Annotated in this window: 20 protein-coding genes; 13 read left to right on the plus strand and 7 right to left on the minus strand. The window is 56.2% G+C overall.

The genetic code is table 11. The annotated features are described in order from the left end of the window. The first annotated feature begins 3 nt into the window (after positions 1–3). From J9777_RS02660 to J9777_RS02685, 6 genes are all read left to right on the plus strand, one after another. On the plus strand, positions 4–375 hold the full coding sequence (locus tag J9777_RS02660) for a dihydroneopterin aldolase (protein ID WP_209347244.1): 372 nt from the start codon (positions 4–6) through the stop codon (positions 373–375). A 5-nt stretch (positions 376–380) separates the two neighbouring features. Next, positions 381–710 carry a Rossmann fold domain-containing protein gene (locus J9777_RS02665; RefSeq protein ID WP_209347245.1) on the plus strand — a complete coding sequence of 110 codons (330 nt, stop codon included), beginning with the start codon at positions 381–383 and terminating at the stop codon, positions 708–710. Further along, positions 703–1707, plus strand: coding sequence for a GTP 3',8-cyclase MoaA (gene moaA / locus J9777_RS02670; protein WP_209347246.1), 1005 nt, complete (start codon positions 703–705; stop codon positions 1705–1707). The genes J9777_RS02665 and moaA overlap by 8 nt, the downstream gene beginning before the upstream one ends. 1 nt (position 1708) lies before the next feature. Then, the gene (locus J9777_RS02675; RefSeq protein WP_209347247.1) at positions 1709–1951 is read left to right on the plus strand and encodes a MoaD/ThiS family protein; all 243 of its coding nucleotides are present in this window, start codon (positions 1709–1711) and stop codon (positions 1949–1951) included. Positions 1952–1954: 3 nt separating this feature from the next. Next, positions 1955–2398 carry a molybdenum cofactor biosynthesis protein MoaE gene (locus J9777_RS02680; protein WP_209347248.1) on the plus strand — a complete coding sequence of 148 codons (444 nt, stop codon included), beginning with the start codon at positions 1955–1957 and terminating at the stop codon, positions 2396–2398. Positions 2399–2474: 76 nt separating this feature from the next. Further along, complete coding sequence (locus J9777_RS02685) at positions 2475–2897, plus strand: hypothetical protein (RefSeq protein ID WP_209347249.1); 423 nt, start codon at positions 2475–2477, stop codon at positions 2895–2897. On the opposite strand, the gene J9777_RS02690 is transcribed toward J9777_RS02685, so the two are convergent. Together J9777_RS02690 and J9777_RS02695 are read right to left on the minus strand one after the other, a co-directional pair. Next, a complete protein-coding gene (locus J9777_RS02690; protein ID WP_209347250.1) occupies positions 2898–3593 on the minus strand; it encodes a Crp/Fnr family transcriptional regulator in 696 nt (231 codons plus the stop codon). Further along, positions 3590–4093: a hypothetical protein gene (locus tag J9777_RS02695; RefSeq protein WP_209347251.1), complete on the minus strand. Its 504-nt coding sequence runs from the start codon at positions 4091–4093 to the stop codon at positions 3590–3592. Before J9777_RS02695 ends, J9777_RS02690 begins: the two co-directional genes overlap by 4 nt. A 237-nt stretch (positions 4094–4330) precedes the next feature. Between J9777_RS02695 and rplU the strand changes: the two genes are divergently transcribed. The 3 genes from rplU (at position 4331) to J9777_RS02710 (ending at position 5895) form a co-directional block, all read left to right on the plus strand. Then, positions 4331–4858, plus strand: coding sequence for a 50S ribosomal protein L21 (gene rplU / locus J9777_RS02700; protein WP_209347252.1), 528 nt, complete (start codon positions 4331–4333; stop codon positions 4856–4858). Positions 4859–4904: 46 nt separating this feature from the next. Then, the gene (rpmA, locus tag J9777_RS02705) at positions 4905–5174 is read left to right on the plus strand and encodes a 50S ribosomal protein L27 (RefSeq protein ID WP_209347253.1); all 270 of its coding nucleotides are present in this window, start codon (positions 4905–4907) and stop codon (positions 5172–5174) included. A gap of 193 nt (positions 5175–5367) precedes the next feature. Further along, positions 5368–5895: a GNAT family N-acetyltransferase gene (locus J9777_RS02710; RefSeq protein WP_209347254.1), complete on the plus strand. Its 528-nt coding sequence runs from the start codon at positions 5368–5370 to the stop codon at positions 5893–5895. Positions 5896–5932: 37 nt separating this feature from the next. Here J9777_RS02710 and J9777_RS02715 read toward each other — a convergent pair whose 3' ends face one another. Beyond that, the gene (locus tag J9777_RS02715; RefSeq protein ID WP_348631914.1) at positions 5933–6823 is read right to left on the minus strand and encodes a metal-dependent hydrolase; all 891 of its coding nucleotides are present in this window, start codon (positions 6821–6823) and stop codon (positions 5933–5935) included. Positions 6824–6912: 89 nt separating this feature from the next. Further along, entirely contained in the window at positions 6913–7833 is a 921-nt protein-coding gene (locus J9777_RS02720) for a metal-dependent hydrolase (RefSeq protein WP_209347256.1), read from the minus strand. 28 nt (positions 7834–7861) lie between these two features. Between J9777_RS02720 and J9777_RS02725 the strand changes: the two genes are divergently transcribed. After that, complete coding sequence (locus tag J9777_RS02725) at positions 7862–8470, plus strand: TetR family transcriptional regulator (protein WP_209347257.1); 609 nt, start codon at positions 7862–7864, stop codon at positions 8468–8470. Here the strand turns inward: J9777_RS02725 and J9777_RS02730 are convergent. After that, positions 8467–9204, minus strand: coding sequence for a folate-binding protein (locus tag J9777_RS02730; RefSeq protein ID WP_209347258.1), 738 nt, complete (start codon positions 9202–9204; stop codon positions 8467–8469). The genes J9777_RS02725 and J9777_RS02730 overlap by 4 nt on opposite strands. Before the next feature lie 235 nt (positions 9205–9439). Here J9777_RS02730 and pyrC point away from each other — a divergent pair, with 235 nt between their 5' ends. Next, the gene (gene pyrC, locus J9777_RS02735; protein WP_209347259.1) at positions 9440–10480 is read left to right on the plus strand and encodes a dihydroorotase; all 1041 of its coding nucleotides are present in this window, start codon (positions 9440–9442) and stop codon (positions 10478–10480) included. On the opposite strand, the gene rarD is transcribed toward pyrC, so the two are convergent. Continuing rightward, positions 10477–11385, minus strand: a complete 909-nt coding sequence (gene rarD / locus J9777_RS02740; RefSeq protein WP_209347260.1) for an EamA family transporter RarD — start codon at positions 11383–11385, stop codon at positions 10477–10479. The two genes, pyrC and rarD, sit on opposite strands and share 4 nt — an antisense overlap. A gap of 191 nt (positions 11386–11576) precedes the next feature. Here rarD and J9777_RS02745 point away from each other — a divergent pair, with 191 nt between their 5' ends. Together J9777_RS02745 and J9777_RS02750 are read left to right on the plus strand one after the other, a co-directional pair. Next, on the plus strand, positions 11577–12041 hold the full coding sequence (locus J9777_RS02745; RefSeq protein ID WP_209347261.1) for a glycine zipper 2TM domain-containing protein: 465 nt from the start codon (positions 11577–11579) through the stop codon (positions 12039–12041). A gap of 243 nt (positions 12042–12284) precedes the next feature. After that, the gene (locus J9777_RS02750; RefSeq protein WP_209347262.1) at positions 12285–13001 is read left to right on the plus strand and encodes a hypothetical protein; all 717 of its coding nucleotides are present in this window, start codon (positions 12285–12287) and stop codon (positions 12999–13001) included. A 17-nt stretch (positions 13002–13018) separates the two neighbouring features. On the opposite strand, the gene astD is transcribed toward J9777_RS02750, so the two are convergent. Further along, positions 13019–14434 (minus strand): succinylglutamate-semialdehyde dehydrogenase, encoded by a 1416-nt coding sequence (astD, locus tag J9777_RS02755; protein WP_209347263.1) that lies wholly within the window; start codon positions 14432–14434, stop codon positions 13019–13021. Positions 14435–14665 lie beyond the last annotated feature (231 nt).

Genomic DNA, 14665 nt, shown 5'->3' on the forward strand with positions numbered 1-14665 from the left:
CTCATGGCCGATTCGTTGATCTTGGAAGTTGCTGATCTTGAGCATGATGTCCTGACAGGCATCTACTCGGAAGAAACTGGCAAGCCGCAGCCTTTGCGCATTACTATTCAAGCCGAAATGAAAATCGCGGACCGGTATGATCCCGATACCCCGCTGGAGGCCAGTAAGAACTACATGGACCTGAAATTCGCGGCGACCGATGCGCTGCCCGAGGGGGTTCATTTCAAACTGATCGAGTCGCTCGCCGACCATATTTGTGAAACTCTGCTGGTGCAGGATGACCGGATCAAAGCGGTGACTGTCAAAATCGTGAAACTGGCGATTGCAGAGGCTAACGAGAAAATCGGCATTACAATGACGCGCGAGCGGCGCTGACCATCATGCAAGCGGTCTTACCCATCAAGACCTTGCCCGATGCAGCGCTGGATGCGGCGCAATCTTTCGCGTCAGATTGGCTGCCGGCAATCCGCGATCACTTGTCCAAGGACGAGCACTTGGTCGTGATCCTGCCTCAAGCGCCTTACGACCATGTTGATTGGCGCCGGGCTGCGGTTCGCGATCTGGCGCGCGCTTATGCTCCTGTTCGAGTGAATTTCATCACTTCTGGCCCAGATGGCGCTGTAGACGCATCGGTCGAGTATCTGTCCAATGCAGAGGGCGTAACGGGCCAATATCTGCCGCTAGACGCTGGTGCACACGCCGATGGATAGCGCCGCGCCATTGATCGATACGTTAGGACGACGAGTGTCCTATCTTCGCTTGTCGGTTACGGATCGCTGCGATCTGCGCTGTACCTATTGCATGCCGGAAAGGATGCAGTTTTTGCCGCGGGCAGAGGTTTTGACGCTGGAAGAACTCTACGACCTATCACGCGGCTTTATGGAGCGCGGGATCACCAAAATCAGGCTAACCGGGGGTGAGCCGCTGGTGCGTCGTGATGTGATGATCTTGGTGGAGCGGCTTGGCCGGCATATCGGTGGCGAGCTCGACGAACTCACCGTGACGACGAACGCGACACAATTGGCTGAGTATGCGCAGGGCCTCGCAGATGCAGGCATCAGACGCGTCAATATATCGCTCGATACCCTTGATCCTGTGACCTTTGCTAAGCTGACACGCCGTGATGTCTTGGCGAATGTGCTTGCGGGGATTGATGCCGCGCAGCAGGTCGGGCTTAGGGTGAAGTTGAACAGCGTTGCGCTGAAGGGCATCAATGATCGCGAGATTCCGCATTTGATTGCATGGGCGCACAAACGTGATTGCGATATTACGCTGATCGAAACGATGCCGTTGGGCGAAGTCGATGAGGACCGGATCGACCATTATTTGCCGCTGACAGTTGTGCAGGATGATCTGGAAGTGCGATGGCGACTGATTCCATCGGATTACAAAACGGGCGGACCTGCTCGCTATTACGATGTGGCTGAGACGGGTGGCCGTCTTGGTCTTATTACGCCGCTGACCAATAATTTTTGTGCGAGCTGTAATCGTGTGCGGGTTACGACGACCGGTCAGCTTTATCCTTGTTTGGGCGGTGGAGAACGAGTCGATTTACGCGCGGCGATGCGGTCTGATGATCCGCACGCCAATCTCGCGATGGCGCTCGACGAAGCGATGCGGATCAAGCCGGAACGGCATCATTTCCGCATTGACGAGGCGGGGGCAGAACCTGCGCAGCCGCGCCATATGTCGATGACCGGAGGGTGATATGACCGTGCGTATTCTCTTCTTGGGGCCGCTGGGTGATTTGGCGGGAACGCCAGAGATAGAAGCGCAGACACCGCTTGATTGGGCGGGCTTGTTGGCGTTGGTCAGCGATGCGCTGACTGACGAATTGCAGAGCGAGCGGATCAACGTCGCCTGTGCGGGTAAAGTGTTGGCGAACAAAACGGATTTGTTGGCGCGGGATGGTGATGAAGTTGCCTTACTCCCACCTGTTAGTGGTGGCTAACCAATGCGCGATATTCGCCTTCTGACCGAACCGTTTATTCCGGGCAGTTTGATCGGGCCGTTCTCCAACGCCAATCCCGGGTTGGGCGGCATCTGCACCTTCGTTGGCGAAGTGCGCGGAGAGGGCGGTGTAGAGGCTCTCGAGCTAACCCACTACGAGCCATTAACGCAGCCCGGAATGCACCAGTTAGCAGACGCCGCGTTTGCACGATTCCACTTGATGGGCCTGCTGATGGTGCATCGGATCGGTACACTCTATCCCGGCGAACCGATTGTTTGTGTTTCAGCCGCGGCGAAGCACCGCAGAGCCGCCATCGAAGCGGTCGATTTCTGCATGGATCATCTGAAAAGCGCAGCATGGTTCTGGAAACGCGAAAAGAGATCAGGCCGCTGGCATTGGATCGAACCGCGAACTGAGGATCATGCTGATTTGGCTCGCTGGGAATAATTGCCGGATTTGATCGCGATCAAAGCGGCCCGATAGCTTGGCACTTAGTCAGGACTCCAACAGCAAGGAGACCATCATGTCCAAGCACATTTCCCGTCAGATTATTGCCGAGCATGCGCAGGTTCAAGATACACTGACTGTCACGCCCGAGGCTGATCGCAGCTTCAATCTGCCGACTGGGCTCTATGTCATGAAGGCAGGGCTCTACTTCGCATTCTTGGGCATCTTGGCAGCAGGCTTCTCTTCGCCGCAGATGGTCCTGCCAATGGCAATCTTCGTGGTCTTCATGATCGCGTTTTTCGGGATTGCCGCCTTGTTTGTGAAAACCGATCCAGCAGCAAAAGCAAAAATCATTCGCTGGAGCCAATTCCGGTCGCGCGGCATCGATACTCTGACAGGCCGTCTCGCTATGAAGGACGCGGTCATTCAGATGCTGCTTCTTCCGGTGCTGATCGTCATTTGGGGATTGACGGTCGTCACTATCGCTGCGCTGGTCTGACTAGGAGAGCGGATCACTTGCAAGCTGCAGCCGCGCGGGGTCGACCAGTTCGATCCCGCGCGAACCATTTCGGCGAATGGCACCACTGTTTTCCAGTTTTGACAATTGCCGACTGACCGTTTCGATCGTGATGCCAAGCAGATTGGCAATCTCGCCGCGTGTCAGCGGGAGATCGAATGTGCGGGCAGGGTGGCACGGCGAATCACTCGCCGCTTGTGCAAGCGATAGGACAAGCGACGCGACCTTCTCGCTGGCGCTGTTCTTCCCGGTTAGTGCCAGCAATGCACGGGAGGCGTGCAAATCCTCTTGCGCGCGCCGAAAGAGCGCCTGCGTGAGTGCAGGGTGCTTGTCGAGTGCCTGTTCCATCGACGAGCGTGCGAAAACGCACAGGTCACAATCGGCCAATGCGACGACATCATATTCGGAAAAGGGTCGGAATAGTTCACCCACAAAGCCTGCCGGATGGATCAAGGCAAGGATCCGTTCGGTGCCATCGTAGTCCGTTGTGGTGACTTTGAGAGCGCCCGAGAGCAATGTAGCACAGGCGCTATCGCTATCACCGGCATGGAAGAGAGTGTCGCCGCGCTTGAGAGACTCGCTGCGTCCAGCGGAGGCGAGAGAGGCTCTTTCCTCGTCGGTCAGAACAGCACATGCGGCACGGTCGCGCACAGGGCAGGTGTCACAGGCGAGGCTCATTGACCGATACTGTTTCTTAGCCGAGCCAATGCGGCATCTTCTTCGCGCAAATAGCCGATAACTTCCTCGCGGACTTCTGCAACAGCCTCTCGTTGCTCGAAGGCAAGAGTAGAATCTACGAAGAGTAAGTCGAGATCAGCCAGTGCCACAGCAGTCACGCTTCGCAGCGAATCAAGGTCTGCCATGGCGATCTGTGCAGCCGCCCATGCGTCGCTGGTTACCTCGGCTCCGGCTCCCGATGTCACGGCACTGCGTGCGCCGGGCGCGGCGGCCATAAATGCCCGATGACTTTCTGATGCGTCTGCGCTGATCTGACCGAGCTGGTTGGCAATTTCTGCCCGTAGTGGCGCAGGCTCGATTGCTTCGGGCACAGCGAACGATCCGCTGACTCGCTCGGCATCGCGAATCGCCAGCGACGGGTAGGTCTTGTTGGACGAGGCGCAGCCGCTCAGTATGAGACTGCCAGCCGCAATCAGGATAAGGGGGGCTTTGTTTCGCATTGCATTCGCCTTAGCACGGTAAAAGCGGCTTTCCAGCCTGAAGCCCGCCTTAGGTGAAATATCGCGCGGCAATTTGTCAAAAAACAATCCCAAAAAACGCGGGCAGAACGTTGACTTAGGCGGGGCATTCCCTTATCGGCTCCCTTCTTTCCGGCGGACTGCCTTTCAGGCGGGTCATCGGGTGCGCCGTTTTTACAATGAGAACGGCACTGCAGATAAATTGAAAGTGATACGACCATGTTCGCAGTAGTGCGCACTGGCGGCAAGCAATACCGGGTTGCCGCTGGAGACAAAATCGCAGTTGAGAAACTGGCTGGCGAAGCCGGCGATACCGTTACTTTGGGTGACGTTCTTCTCGCAGGTGAAGGCGATTCGATTGCTGACGCTTCGAAGGTTTCGGTTTCGGCTGAAATCATCGCGCAGGCCCGCAGCGAGAAGGTTGTCGTTTTCAAGAAGCGCCGCCGTCACAATTATCGCCGTAAAGCGGGTCACCGTCAGTCGATGACGCTTCTGCGCATCACCGATGTGGGTTCGGGTAAGAAGGCACCTGCTAAGAAGGCCGCTGCTCCGAAGAAGGAAGCTGCACCTAAGGCTGCTGAAGAGAAGAAGGCACCGGCTAAGAAGGCCGCTCCTAAGAAAGAAGCAGCCAAGAAGGCCGCTCCAAAGAAGGAGGCCGCGGCCAAGAAAGCTCCAGCTAAGAAAGCTCCAGCTAAGAAAGCTGCGCCTAAGAAGGCAGCAGCCAAAAAGCCCGCCGCTAAGAAATAAGCATTTCCGAAGCTGACAACACAGATTTTTCGAAGAGTAAGAGACAATGGCACATAAAAAAGCAGGCGGTTCAACCAGCAACGGTCGCGATTCAGTCGGTCGCCGCCTTGGTGTGAAAAAGTTCGGCAGCCAGGAAGTGATTCCAGGCAACATTATCGTGCGTCAGCGCGGCACCAAGTTCTATCCCGGCAGCAATGTCGGCATGGGCAAGGACCACACTCTATTCGCCCTAGAAGGCGGCCGAGTGCGCTTCCACGGTGGCAAACAGGGACGCAAATATGTGTCCGTGGATATGGTAGCCGAAGCCGCAGAATAACTGGATAGTTCACTGACAGGACTATCCGACAGGATGGTCCAGCCGATTGATCGGCACTCCAGAGGGAGATTGGGTCATCCAGTCTCCCTCTTGTCGTATCTCCCTCTCAAAACAGCGAAAAGTGCTTTCGCTGCCACGGGAATGTCACGCATTGGTCCTATCGGGGCGATGCGGGGCTTGAGGAGAATGCATCATGTTCCATCGTACACAGAGGCTGTTCTTACGGCCCGCTTGGCCCGAAGACTGGCAAGCTGTCTATAAAGGTATCTGCGACGAGAGCGTGGTGCGCAATCTGGCGCGAGCCCCATGGCCGTATAAGCCGGAACATGCGCGTGATTGGGCAAGTCTACCGCATAATCCGGCAAGCCCCACATGGCTGATTACATTGGCCGACCAAGGTGAAGTGGTTGGCTGTATCGGTATTGATCCGCATGAGGGCGAGATCGAGATGGGTTATTGGATCGCCCGTAGGCATTGGGCGAAGGGCTTTGCCACGGAGGCAGGGCAGGCGGTCTTAGAGATTGCGCGGATGATGGGTCACGCGCGGATGGTGGCGAGCCACTATATCGATAACCCTGCATCGGGCCGTGTTCTGAGGAAGCTGGGTTTCCTACCGACCGGACAGACCGAAACGCGAATGTGCCTGGGGCGCGGCGAGAAAGTTCAAGCGACAGCCTATGCGCTCAGTTTAGACTCTACAGAATCATTGCGGGCGGCCTGACAGGGCCGCCCGCTTTGTGTTCTGGTTGAGTGAGCTTTTACTCTGCAGGCATCAGCGCATCGCTGAATTCGCCTTCGTAAATTTTGATCAACTCACGATCATCGTGGTCCCACGGGTGGAAGCTCGGTTTGAAGTAGGACAACCATGCAGGGAAAATCCGTCGCACTACACCCGGCGTCACCGTCAGATATTTGAACAGGCCCCAGCGTGCTTTCCAGTCGGTGATACCATCCTGCGCCAGCAGATTGATCGAGTCGGTCCAGCGGTTCTTGAAGAAACGTCCCGTAACGGTGAGCATAACCAAGCTGCGGACTTTCCAGGCCTTCCAGCCTGACCAGTCTTTAGTTGCATGGTTCCAGGTGTCGTAAGCCACCCCCTTATGCTCGACTTCCTCGACCGCGTGCCAGCGCCACATATCGCGAACTTCGGCATCGGCATTCTCGAAGTGCTTGGGGTTGGCGAGAAATTCATGCGCCATCATTGCAGTGTAATGCTCGAGCGCCATTGTTACGGCCAGATTGGCAATCGCCGGGCGGCCCTTGGTCAGGAGGAGCATTTCCTCCACACGCTTGTCGATTGCTGCAATGTCATATCCGGCATCTGCAGCGAGGCGATTGAAGGCAATGTGCTCGCGCGTGTGGTTGATTTCCTGCTTTACGAATGCGCGGATTTCGGCGGCAAGCTTGGGTGGAGCGCCTTCTCGATGCGCCTTAACGGCTTCGATAAAGAATGCTTCGCCCCGCGGGAAGGTCGCCGATAAGGCATTGTGCCAAGCGGTGCCGAACGCATCGCCGGCCCACCAGCGTTTGGGTGTGTTGCCACGGTTAAACCGCTCGTCACGCACAACAATATCAAGATCGTCGGGGGTGGGGTTGCCTTTGCTGCGCGCTTCGGTTGCAGCAAGATCGACTTTGGCGGGGGCGTTCACGGCAGGCTCCATAGCTTATTAACATCAATGTAAGTATGCTTTACTTACATCAGTGTCAATAAGGAATCGTTACCTTGGAGCTTTGAGAATTATTCAGCCGGCAGCGCCGCATCCGCATAGGGACTATCGGGCTTATTAATCAGTGCCCGATCATCGAGATTCCACGGGTGATAACCCGGCATCAAGATCTTCGACCACTCCCAGAACATCCGGCGCATCATCCCGGGTTTCCACCACAGGAATGCGTAGAGCTTCCACTTGGCCTTACGCCGGGAAAAGCCATCTTGCTCCAGCAAGCCAATCGCATCACGGATACGGTTGCCGAAATATTTCTTCGTAATCAGCATCGCGATCAGCGTTTTCACGCGGTAACGCTTCCACCGGCTCCAATCCTTGGTCGCATGCAGCCAGACATCATAGGTGATGCCTTTGTGCTCGATCTCTTCCGTTGCATGCCAGCGCCAGATATCCGCTGCTTCCTGATCTGCGCCCGCGAGATAGCGCGGATCGGCGAGCAGATGATGGCTGATCATTGCAGCAAAATGTTCCAGCGCAATGGTAATCGCAAGGTTGAACTCCTTGGGCCGGCCTTCGGTCAGTTCGAGCATCGCTTGGATGCCTTGATCGATGCTCTCGACGTTATAACCGTGATCCGACACCAGCCGGTTGAACGCCACATGCTCGCGCGTATGATTGATTTCTTGCGTGATGAACACTTTCATCTCGCGCGCGATATCTTCGGGAACATCGTCGCGGAACATCCGCATTGTGTCGATGAAGAACGCTTCGCCGCGCGGCAGGCTGGCAGAAACAGAATTGTACCAAGCGGTCGCCACTGGATCGCCCGAATGCCACCAGCGCGGGGTTTTGTGCTCGCGGTCAAACCGGCGATTGCGGACGATCAGCGCATGCTCTTCGGGTGTCGAACTGGAAATTCCGGTAGCGGGCTTGCTAGCCGACTTGTCGAGCGGTTCGGACCGTTCTAGGTCGATAGAGGTCTGCTTGTTCATGTTAAGAATCTACTAGGCATAAGTGTTAATGGCAACTCGCAAAAGATTAAGCCCCGAAGAGTCGCGCAGTTCCGCCTTAGAAGCGGCGCGTGCGTTACTTATTGAAACTGGACCGCAATCGGTAACTCTTAAGGCTGTTTCGGCAAGAGTTGGGCGGACTCATGCTAACCTGCTGCACCATTTTGGGTCAGCATCCGGATTGCAGAAAGCACTCGCCGCGCATTTGGCGACAACTGTGTGTGAAACGATCAAAGATGCCGTTCGCGCCAGCAGGGCCGGGTTGGGTAGCCCGCGTGAAGTGGTCGATCTGGCGTTCGACGCATTTGACAAGGAAGGGGCAGGGGGCCTTGCCAGTTGGATGCTGCTGACCGGCAATGAGGACGCACTCGATCCGATTATCGAAACAATCCATCAAGTCGTGGACGAGCTTGCGCCTGAAGAGGCCGAAGATCACGGCGGTGTAATGGCGATGCATGAAAACACGCTGACACTGGTACTGTTGGCACTGGGCGATGCGTTGATGGGCAAAGCCTTGGCGCGGGCTCTCAACTTACCTGATAGTGCTGCGCGTGATCGGGCCGAGGCATTGTTGACCGAATCTATCGCTGCTCGCGCACCAGAAGAGTGCTGCGATTAAGCCTCGCCTGAGGTGAGCTTCATCCAGTCGGGCGCTATTGCAGGATCAATATCGGCAACGCGCAAATGATCCACGGCTAAGCCCAATTCAGGATAGGCGGCTTTCTGCCGCTTTTCTATCGATTGATCGATGGGAACCACCACCAACCGGCGATTGACCTTCTGCCGCCAATTCATCCGCGCAGTGTTCTCCTGACCGATATAGCAGCCTTTCTCAAAACTTACGCCGCCAAGATCGACCGCATTGGTTTCAAGCCACAAGACATCGCCAAGCTCGGCATGTCCTTCGGGCACGCCCAGTGAAAGGCGATGGGTCCGCCAGCCTTTATCAGCGGGGATGTCCTCATCTGACACTGGCCCAAGCCAGCGCTGGCCAAGCTCTGCCAGTCGAGGGTCCGGAATGCCGCCCACGCCAAGCTTTGGCTGCCAAAACGCGCCCATACTGTCATCGCGCTCAATCGCGATCTTCCGGCGCAGGCGGTACAGCGACAGACGTTTGACCAAATCATCAGTCCGCGCTGCCTCGCAATCGACCAGTAGCGCGCCGTCCTCTCCATCCCATACCAGGAAGTCGAACATCGCCTTGCCCTGCGCGCTCAGCAATGCTGCCCAAACGGGCAATTGGCCCGACACATCATTTGTGACGAGGCCCTGCAGGAAGTCTGCAACATTCTCGTCATCATCGAGTGGGGAAAGGCGGATGATTGCGCGGTCGAACAGGCGTGAGTTGGGCATAGCCTCAAAGTGGCGCTTTGCCGGTGCAAATCAAGTGCTAGTCAAGTCTGATGAGCGGTCAGCAGAGTCTGTCCTAAGCAGTCAGTTTATGCCATGGGCTGCATTATGACATTCGCTTCGGATATCGTTGATTGTGCATCGCGAGATCGTGTTTCCAAAGCGAGTGCCAACGCACTTATTTCCTCCTTGGACCCTGTTCCATGTGTTCCATCGATTCAGTAGAGCGCTCTAAAGTATGAACGAAATTACCATCCGTCGGCCCGATGATTGGCATCTGCATTTTCGCGATGGTGACATTATGCGCGGCGTTGTGCCGCATACGGCGCGCCAGTTTGTGCGAGCGATTGTGATGCCGAACCTTTCGCCGCCGGTGACCGATGTGGCGAGCGCCAGCGCCTATCGCGACCGGATCATTGCGGCGGTGCCTGACGGTGTCGATTTTACGCCGCTGATGACATGTTATCTGACCGACGCGAGCGATCCCGATGAAATCGCGCGCGGGTTTGAGCAAAATGTGTTCACTGCCGCAAAGCTCTATCCCGCCAATGCGACGACCAATTCTGCAAATGGCGTGACCGATATCTTGCAACTTGGGTCGGTTCTGGACCGAATGCAGGACATCGGGATGCCACTTTTGATCCACGGCGAAGTTACTGATCATGATGTCGATATCTTCGACCGTGAGAAGGTGTTTATTGAACGGACAATGCGGCAATTGGTGGCTGATTATCCCAGGCTGAAGATCGTATTCGAGCACATAACGACAGCCGATGCTGCAACCTTCGTTCGCGAGGCTGGCCCGAATGTTGCGGCGACTGTCACTCCCCAGCATCTCCACATTAATCGCAACGCTATGTTGGTCGGCGGAATGCGGCCGCATGCCTATTGCTTGCCGGTGGCCAAGCGCGAAACCCATCGGCTTGCTTTGCGCAAAGCCGTGACATCGGGGTCAAAGAAGTTCTTCCTCGGCACCGACAGCGCGCCGCATTCAAAAGACGACAAGGAAAGCGCGTGTGGCTGTGCGGGTATTTTCAACGCGCCTTATGCGCTCGAAAGCTATTTGGCGGTGTTTGAAGAGGAGAGAGCTCTGGACAAATTCGAGGCTTTCGCGTCGGAGAACGGCCCGGATTTCTACGGTCTGCCCCGCAATGAAGGCACGGTGACGTTGCGCAAGCGGGAGGTCAATGTGCCCGATGCAATCGATGCCAATGGCACGGTCGTTGTTCCGTTTCATGCGGGCGATACGCTAAGCTGGGCGCTGACCGAGGCAGATTAGACCTTGGTTGTTGGAGGCTTCTGCCGGCGTGACCACATATCCCAAACGAATAGCGCGAGCGCGATCCAGATGAGCATAAAGCAAGCGAGTTGCACTGGTTTGAGCTCTTCCTGGAACACGAACAGGCCAAGCAAGAAGACTAGTGTGGGCGCGAGAAACTGGATGAAGCCGAGCGTCGAATAATCCATGCGGCGTGCAGCGACTGCAAAAAGCAGCAGCGGGACAGCCGTGAATACGCCGCCCAGCATAATGTAGAGGCTGAGCGTCATATCCTGAGTGAAAGCAGATCCTTGCGGCAGGCCAGCATAGTAGAGCGCGATACCAGCGGCGGGTAGCAGCAGAATAGTCGATTCAATCGTCAGCCCCGGCAATGATCCGACCGCAACTCGCTTGCGCAGCAGTCCGTAGGTGCCGAAACTGAAAGCCAAGGTCAGACTGATCCACAAAGTCGTCAAAGCCCCCGCGGCGAGGATAGCAACGCCCGATGCAGCGAAACCGACTGCAATCCACTGGCGGCGGCTCAATTTCTCGCCCAGGACCAGCGTGCCGAGCAAGACATTGAGCAACGGGTTGATGTAGTAACCAAGGCTACCGGCATAGACATGCCCGTTTTGGATCGCCCAAATATAGACGAGCCAATTTATGCCGATCAGAACCGAACTCGCAGCCAGCGTCAGCATCGTTTTGCGGCAACGTAGTGCAGCCAGCACTTCCGCAAATTGCTCTCGAAACGCGACAATGATCAGACAGAACGGTAGCGTCCATATGATCCGCCACCCCACGAACTCAAATGGCGGTACTGTTTCAACGAGAATCAGATAGAGCGGTAGCAACCCCCACATGATGTAGGCGCCGAGCGCAGCGGGTAGCCCCGAAGGCGTCTGGTGCGGTTCCTTTTCACTCATCAGCGGCCCTTAGGCCCAGCGAAATATCCTCGCAAGCAGCGTTTCATCGGTGAAAATTGCTCGTCTCGTCGTCAAAATCAAATTCTGACATGGATGTTGCAGTCCGTTCAGAAAAGTCGCCGTATTTATGAATTCACCGGACGAATCGACTTCCTCCCTTCGCCCGCAAAACATTGGGAAAGGAACGCATTATGACTTTGAAGACATTCAAAACCGCCGCCATCGCCCTGATAATTCCGGGTATTGCCCTCGCAACACCTGCATCGGCGGCCTCCGCGTCTGCACTTGCTGCGCCGAGCTCTTCGCACACGCAGTTCGTGACAATCCAAAGCGAGACAATCGCCGAGCACCATCGCGATCGTGACAATCGGTACAAACGTGGGCGCGGCTATCATCGCGACCAGTATCGCGGTGACAACCGCTACCGCGGTCAACCGGTTTACCGCGACACGCGTATCTGGCGCGGTCGTGACGGGCGCTACTATTGCCGCAAAGAAAACGGCACCACCGGCTTGCTGATCGGTGCCGCAGTTGGCGGCCTTATCGGGAATGAGATCGCCGGACGTGGCGATCGGACGCTCGGTGCAATTCTGGGTGCAGCAGGCGGTGCCATTCTCGGTCGAGCAATCGATCGCAGCAACTCGCGCTGCCGTTGACGCACATTCCAAGCTTCAGCTGTCCCCACCGGCAGCTGCGGCGCGGTTCCACCGAGCCGTGACGGGCGTCTGATCGTTCTAACCCGCGGTCAGGCGCCCAATTTCGTGGGTAATCATTGCACTGAGAGTTTCCCTAATAGGGACACCCAAAATTTTAACCCTGTTTTACAGCATTTCGTTAACTCTGATCGCAGAGAGCGAGCGGCATAGTTCTATTCAGCCCTCGACATGCGGAGTTTCGCAATGCCCAATCGTTTTCTTCTGACCACTGCTCTCGTACCATTGCTGGCGCTTTCCGCTTGCGGTGATAGCCCCGCTGACAGTGAGGGCGGCGAGGTGGATCCTGCGACCGAGCAAGCACTTAACGAACAGATCATGGTTGACCCCGATCTGGCCAACCAGAACGAGGCCAACGCGGCTCTTACAGGCGGCACCGATCAATCAATTCCACCAGAGAATATGACGCCAGAAGCGATCCAGGCCGCGCGCGACGCCGCCTATGCCTTGGTTGGCGGAAGCGATGGCTTGAAAGAGCTGCCTCAGCCTACAAACTACGCCTATCCCATTCCAGAGACCGCAACTTTGACCGCCGCATCGAAGGCATCGATTACAGCAGACGGCACGAACTGCGCGGAAAATGCCCAATATTCAGCAACATGGGCAGCGAAGTTGCCAGCGATTTTCCCGGTTTACCCGCGCGGTACCACGAAGGAGGCGGCTGGCACCGACGCTGGCGATTGTGCGCTTCGTGCGATCACTTTCCTTACACCAGTGCCGATGGAGGAAGTGCTGACGTTCTACTACAGCCGTGCGGAAACAGCGGGATACACAACTGAATATGCTGTCGCCGATCAGGACACGATTGTCAGCGGCGTGAAAGGCGGAGCATCCTATATCGTGTATGCGCGCCGCCTGTCATCAGGTCTGACCGAAGTTGACCTGATCACCAACGGGCTTTGACTGAGAAGTCAGTGAAATCAGTTTTGGCTGAGGCCAACGCCAATGGTTGCGCGTGGCTGATCCATCTCGGTACTGGCGACCGGATAGGCACAATAGTCGGCTGCGTAGAACGCTGCCGGACGGTGGTTGCCTGACAGACCCAGTCCGCCAAATGGCGCATTCGATGACGCGCCGTTTGTTGGCCGGTTCCAATTGACGATTCCCGCGCGAACATTGGCCCAGAACCTATTGTAATCTTGTGGACTTCCGCCAATCAGCGATGCGGATAGGCCGAAGCGCGTGCGGTTCGCCTCGGCGATAGCTGCATCGAAATCCTTGACCTTGATGACTTGCAGGAGCGGTCCGAATAGCTCGACATCGGGCCGGTCGCCCATATCGGTTGTGTCTATGATCGCTGGCGACAGGAATGGCAGATCGTCGTCCGGCCTGCGCATATGGCGGATTGCTTTGCCGCCATTGGAAAGAAAATAGAGGAAACTCTCAACCAGCTGCTCAGCAGCGGCATTGTCGATCACTGGCCCCATGAAAGGGGCGGGGTCAGCAAATGGCTCGCCAACAATCACGCGGCTCACCAGTGTTTTCACCTCGTCGATGATCGAATCATACATGCTTTCGGTCACAATCAGGCGGCGCGCGGCGGTGCAACGCTGTCCGGCGGAGGTGAAAGCGGATTGCACGATCAACGTCGCAGCATCGGTTACCTTCGGAGTATCGATCACGACAATCGGATTGTTGCCGCCCATCTCGAGCGCGACGATCTTGCCCGGATTGTTGGCCAGTTTCTTGTTGATTGCGATGCCGGCCTGTGCCGATCCGGTGAACAATACTCCGTCAATACCGCGATGTGCGACAAGCGCTTTACCCTCGTTAGGGCCGCCGACGAAAAACTGGGCAACCGCCGCGGAAATGCCTGCTTTGTTGAAGCATTCCATCAGCAATTGTCCGACTGCCGGAGTTTTTTCGCTTGGTTTGAAGATCACGACATTACCCGCGATCAACGCCGGAACGATATGTCCATTGGGCAGGTGCGCAGGAAAATTATAAGGGCCCAGGACCACCATAACGCCGTGTGGCTTATGCCGGACTGCAGCATTGCCTTGTAGCGCGCTGTTGAGCTTTTTCTGTCCGGTACGCTCAGCATAGGCGGTGACGGAGATATCAACCTTGTTGATCACCGCTTCGACTTCGGTGTGTGCTTCCCACAACGGCTTCCCGGTTTCTTTAGAGATCAGCTCGGCCATTTTGTCCGAAACTTTGCGCACTTCATTGGCGAAACGCCGGCAAGCCTCGATCCGGTATGCGAGTGGTTGAGCAGCCCAAGCAGGCCACGCACGACGCGCGCGGTCGACGGCCTTATCGACGTCATCAACCTTGCCACGCCACAATTCGTCACCCGTCGCGGGCTGGAAGGATATGATCTCTGTCTGGGACACGCCGTAAAACTTTCTCTTTTTGATTTGAGGTTTTAGCTCAAATCCCTATGGTTAAGCCACGTTAAGGATTGGGGGCTTGTAGTCCGAGTCGCTCCAAGGTCAATTTAATGGCCGCTGGTTAGCGATTGATGGACGAAAAACCAAATCCGAAAACAGGTGGCTGAAAAGTCATCGATGGGGGCAAAATATTCGATCGGCTGGCGGCTTCTGCCTGACTGATCTCCCCCCTCT

The organism is Pontixanthobacter sp. CEM42 (genome assembly GCF_017812015.1).
GTDB lineage: Bacteria > Pseudomonadota > Alphaproteobacteria > Sphingomonadales > Sphingomonadaceae > Pontixanthobacter.

What these genes read in the sequence shown, in the direction of transcription:
- pyrC (WP_209347259.1), top strand. Translation starts at nt 9,440, where the DNA reads ATGAACGAAATTACCATCCGTCGGCCCGATGATTGGCATCTGCATTTT.
- rplU (WP_209347252.1), top strand. Translation starts at nt 4,331, where the DNA reads ATGTTCGCAGTAGTGCGCACTGGCGGCAAGCAATACCGGGTTGCCGCT.
- J9777_RS02665 (WP_209347245.1), top strand. Translation starts at nt 381, where the DNA reads ATGCAAGCGGTCTTACCCATCAAGACCTTGCCCGATGCAGCGCTGGAT.
- J9777_RS02725 (WP_209347257.1), top strand. Translation starts at nt 7,862, where the DNA reads ATGGCAACTCGCAAAAGATTAAGCCCCGAAGAGTCGCGCAGTTCCGCC.
- J9777_RS02720 (WP_209347256.1), bottom strand. Translation starts at nt 7,833, where the DNA reads ATGAACAAGCAGACCTCTATCGACCTAGAACGGTCCGAACCGCTCGAC.
- J9777_RS02745 (WP_209347261.1), top strand. Translation starts at nt 11,577, where the DNA reads ATGACTTTGAAGACATTCAAAACCGCCGCCATCGCCCTGATAATTCCG.
- J9777_RS02680 (WP_209347248.1), top strand. Translation starts at nt 1,955, where the DNA reads ATGCGCGATATTCGCCTTCTGACCGAACCGTTTATTCCGGGCAGTTTG.
- rarD (WP_209347260.1), bottom strand. Translation starts at nt 11,385, where the DNA reads ATGAGTGAAAAGGAACCGCACCAGACGCCTTCGGGGCTACCCGCTGCG.
- J9777_RS02675 (WP_209347247.1), top strand. Translation starts at nt 1,709, where the DNA reads ATGACCGTGCGTATTCTCTTCTTGGGGCCGCTGGGTGATTTGGCGGGA.
- J9777_RS02685 (WP_209347249.1), top strand. Translation starts at nt 2,475, where the DNA reads ATGTCCAAGCACATTTCCCGTCAGATTATTGCCGAGCATGCGCAGGTT.
- J9777_RS02750 (WP_209347262.1), top strand. Translation starts at nt 12,285, where the DNA reads ATGCCCAATCGTTTTCTTCTGACCACTGCTCTCGTACCATTGCTGGCG.
- J9777_RS02730 (WP_209347258.1), bottom strand. Translation starts at nt 9,204, where the DNA reads ATGCCCAACTCACGCCTGTTCGACCGCGCAATCATCCGCCTTTCCCCA.
- J9777_RS02690 (WP_209347250.1), bottom strand. Translation starts at nt 3,593, where the DNA reads ATGAGCCTCGCCTGTGACACCTGCCCTGTGCGCGACCGTGCCGCATGT.
- rpmA (WP_209347253.1), top strand. Translation starts at nt 4,905, where the DNA reads ATGGCACATAAAAAAGCAGGCGGTTCAACCAGCAACGGTCGCGATTCA.
- J9777_RS02710 (WP_209347254.1), top strand. Translation starts at nt 5,368, where the DNA reads ATGTTCCATCGTACACAGAGGCTGTTCTTACGGCCCGCTTGGCCCGAA.
- J9777_RS02695 (WP_209347251.1), bottom strand. Translation starts at nt 4,093, where the DNA reads ATGCGAAACAAAGCCCCCCTTATCCTGATTGCGGCTGGCAGTCTCATA.
- J9777_RS02660 (WP_209347244.1), top strand. Translation starts at nt 4, where the DNA reads ATGGCCGATTCGTTGATCTTGGAAGTTGCTGATCTTGAGCATGATGTC.
- moaA (WP_209347246.1), top strand. Translation starts at nt 703, where the DNA reads ATGGATAGCGCCGCGCCATTGATCGATACGTTAGGACGACGAGTGTCC.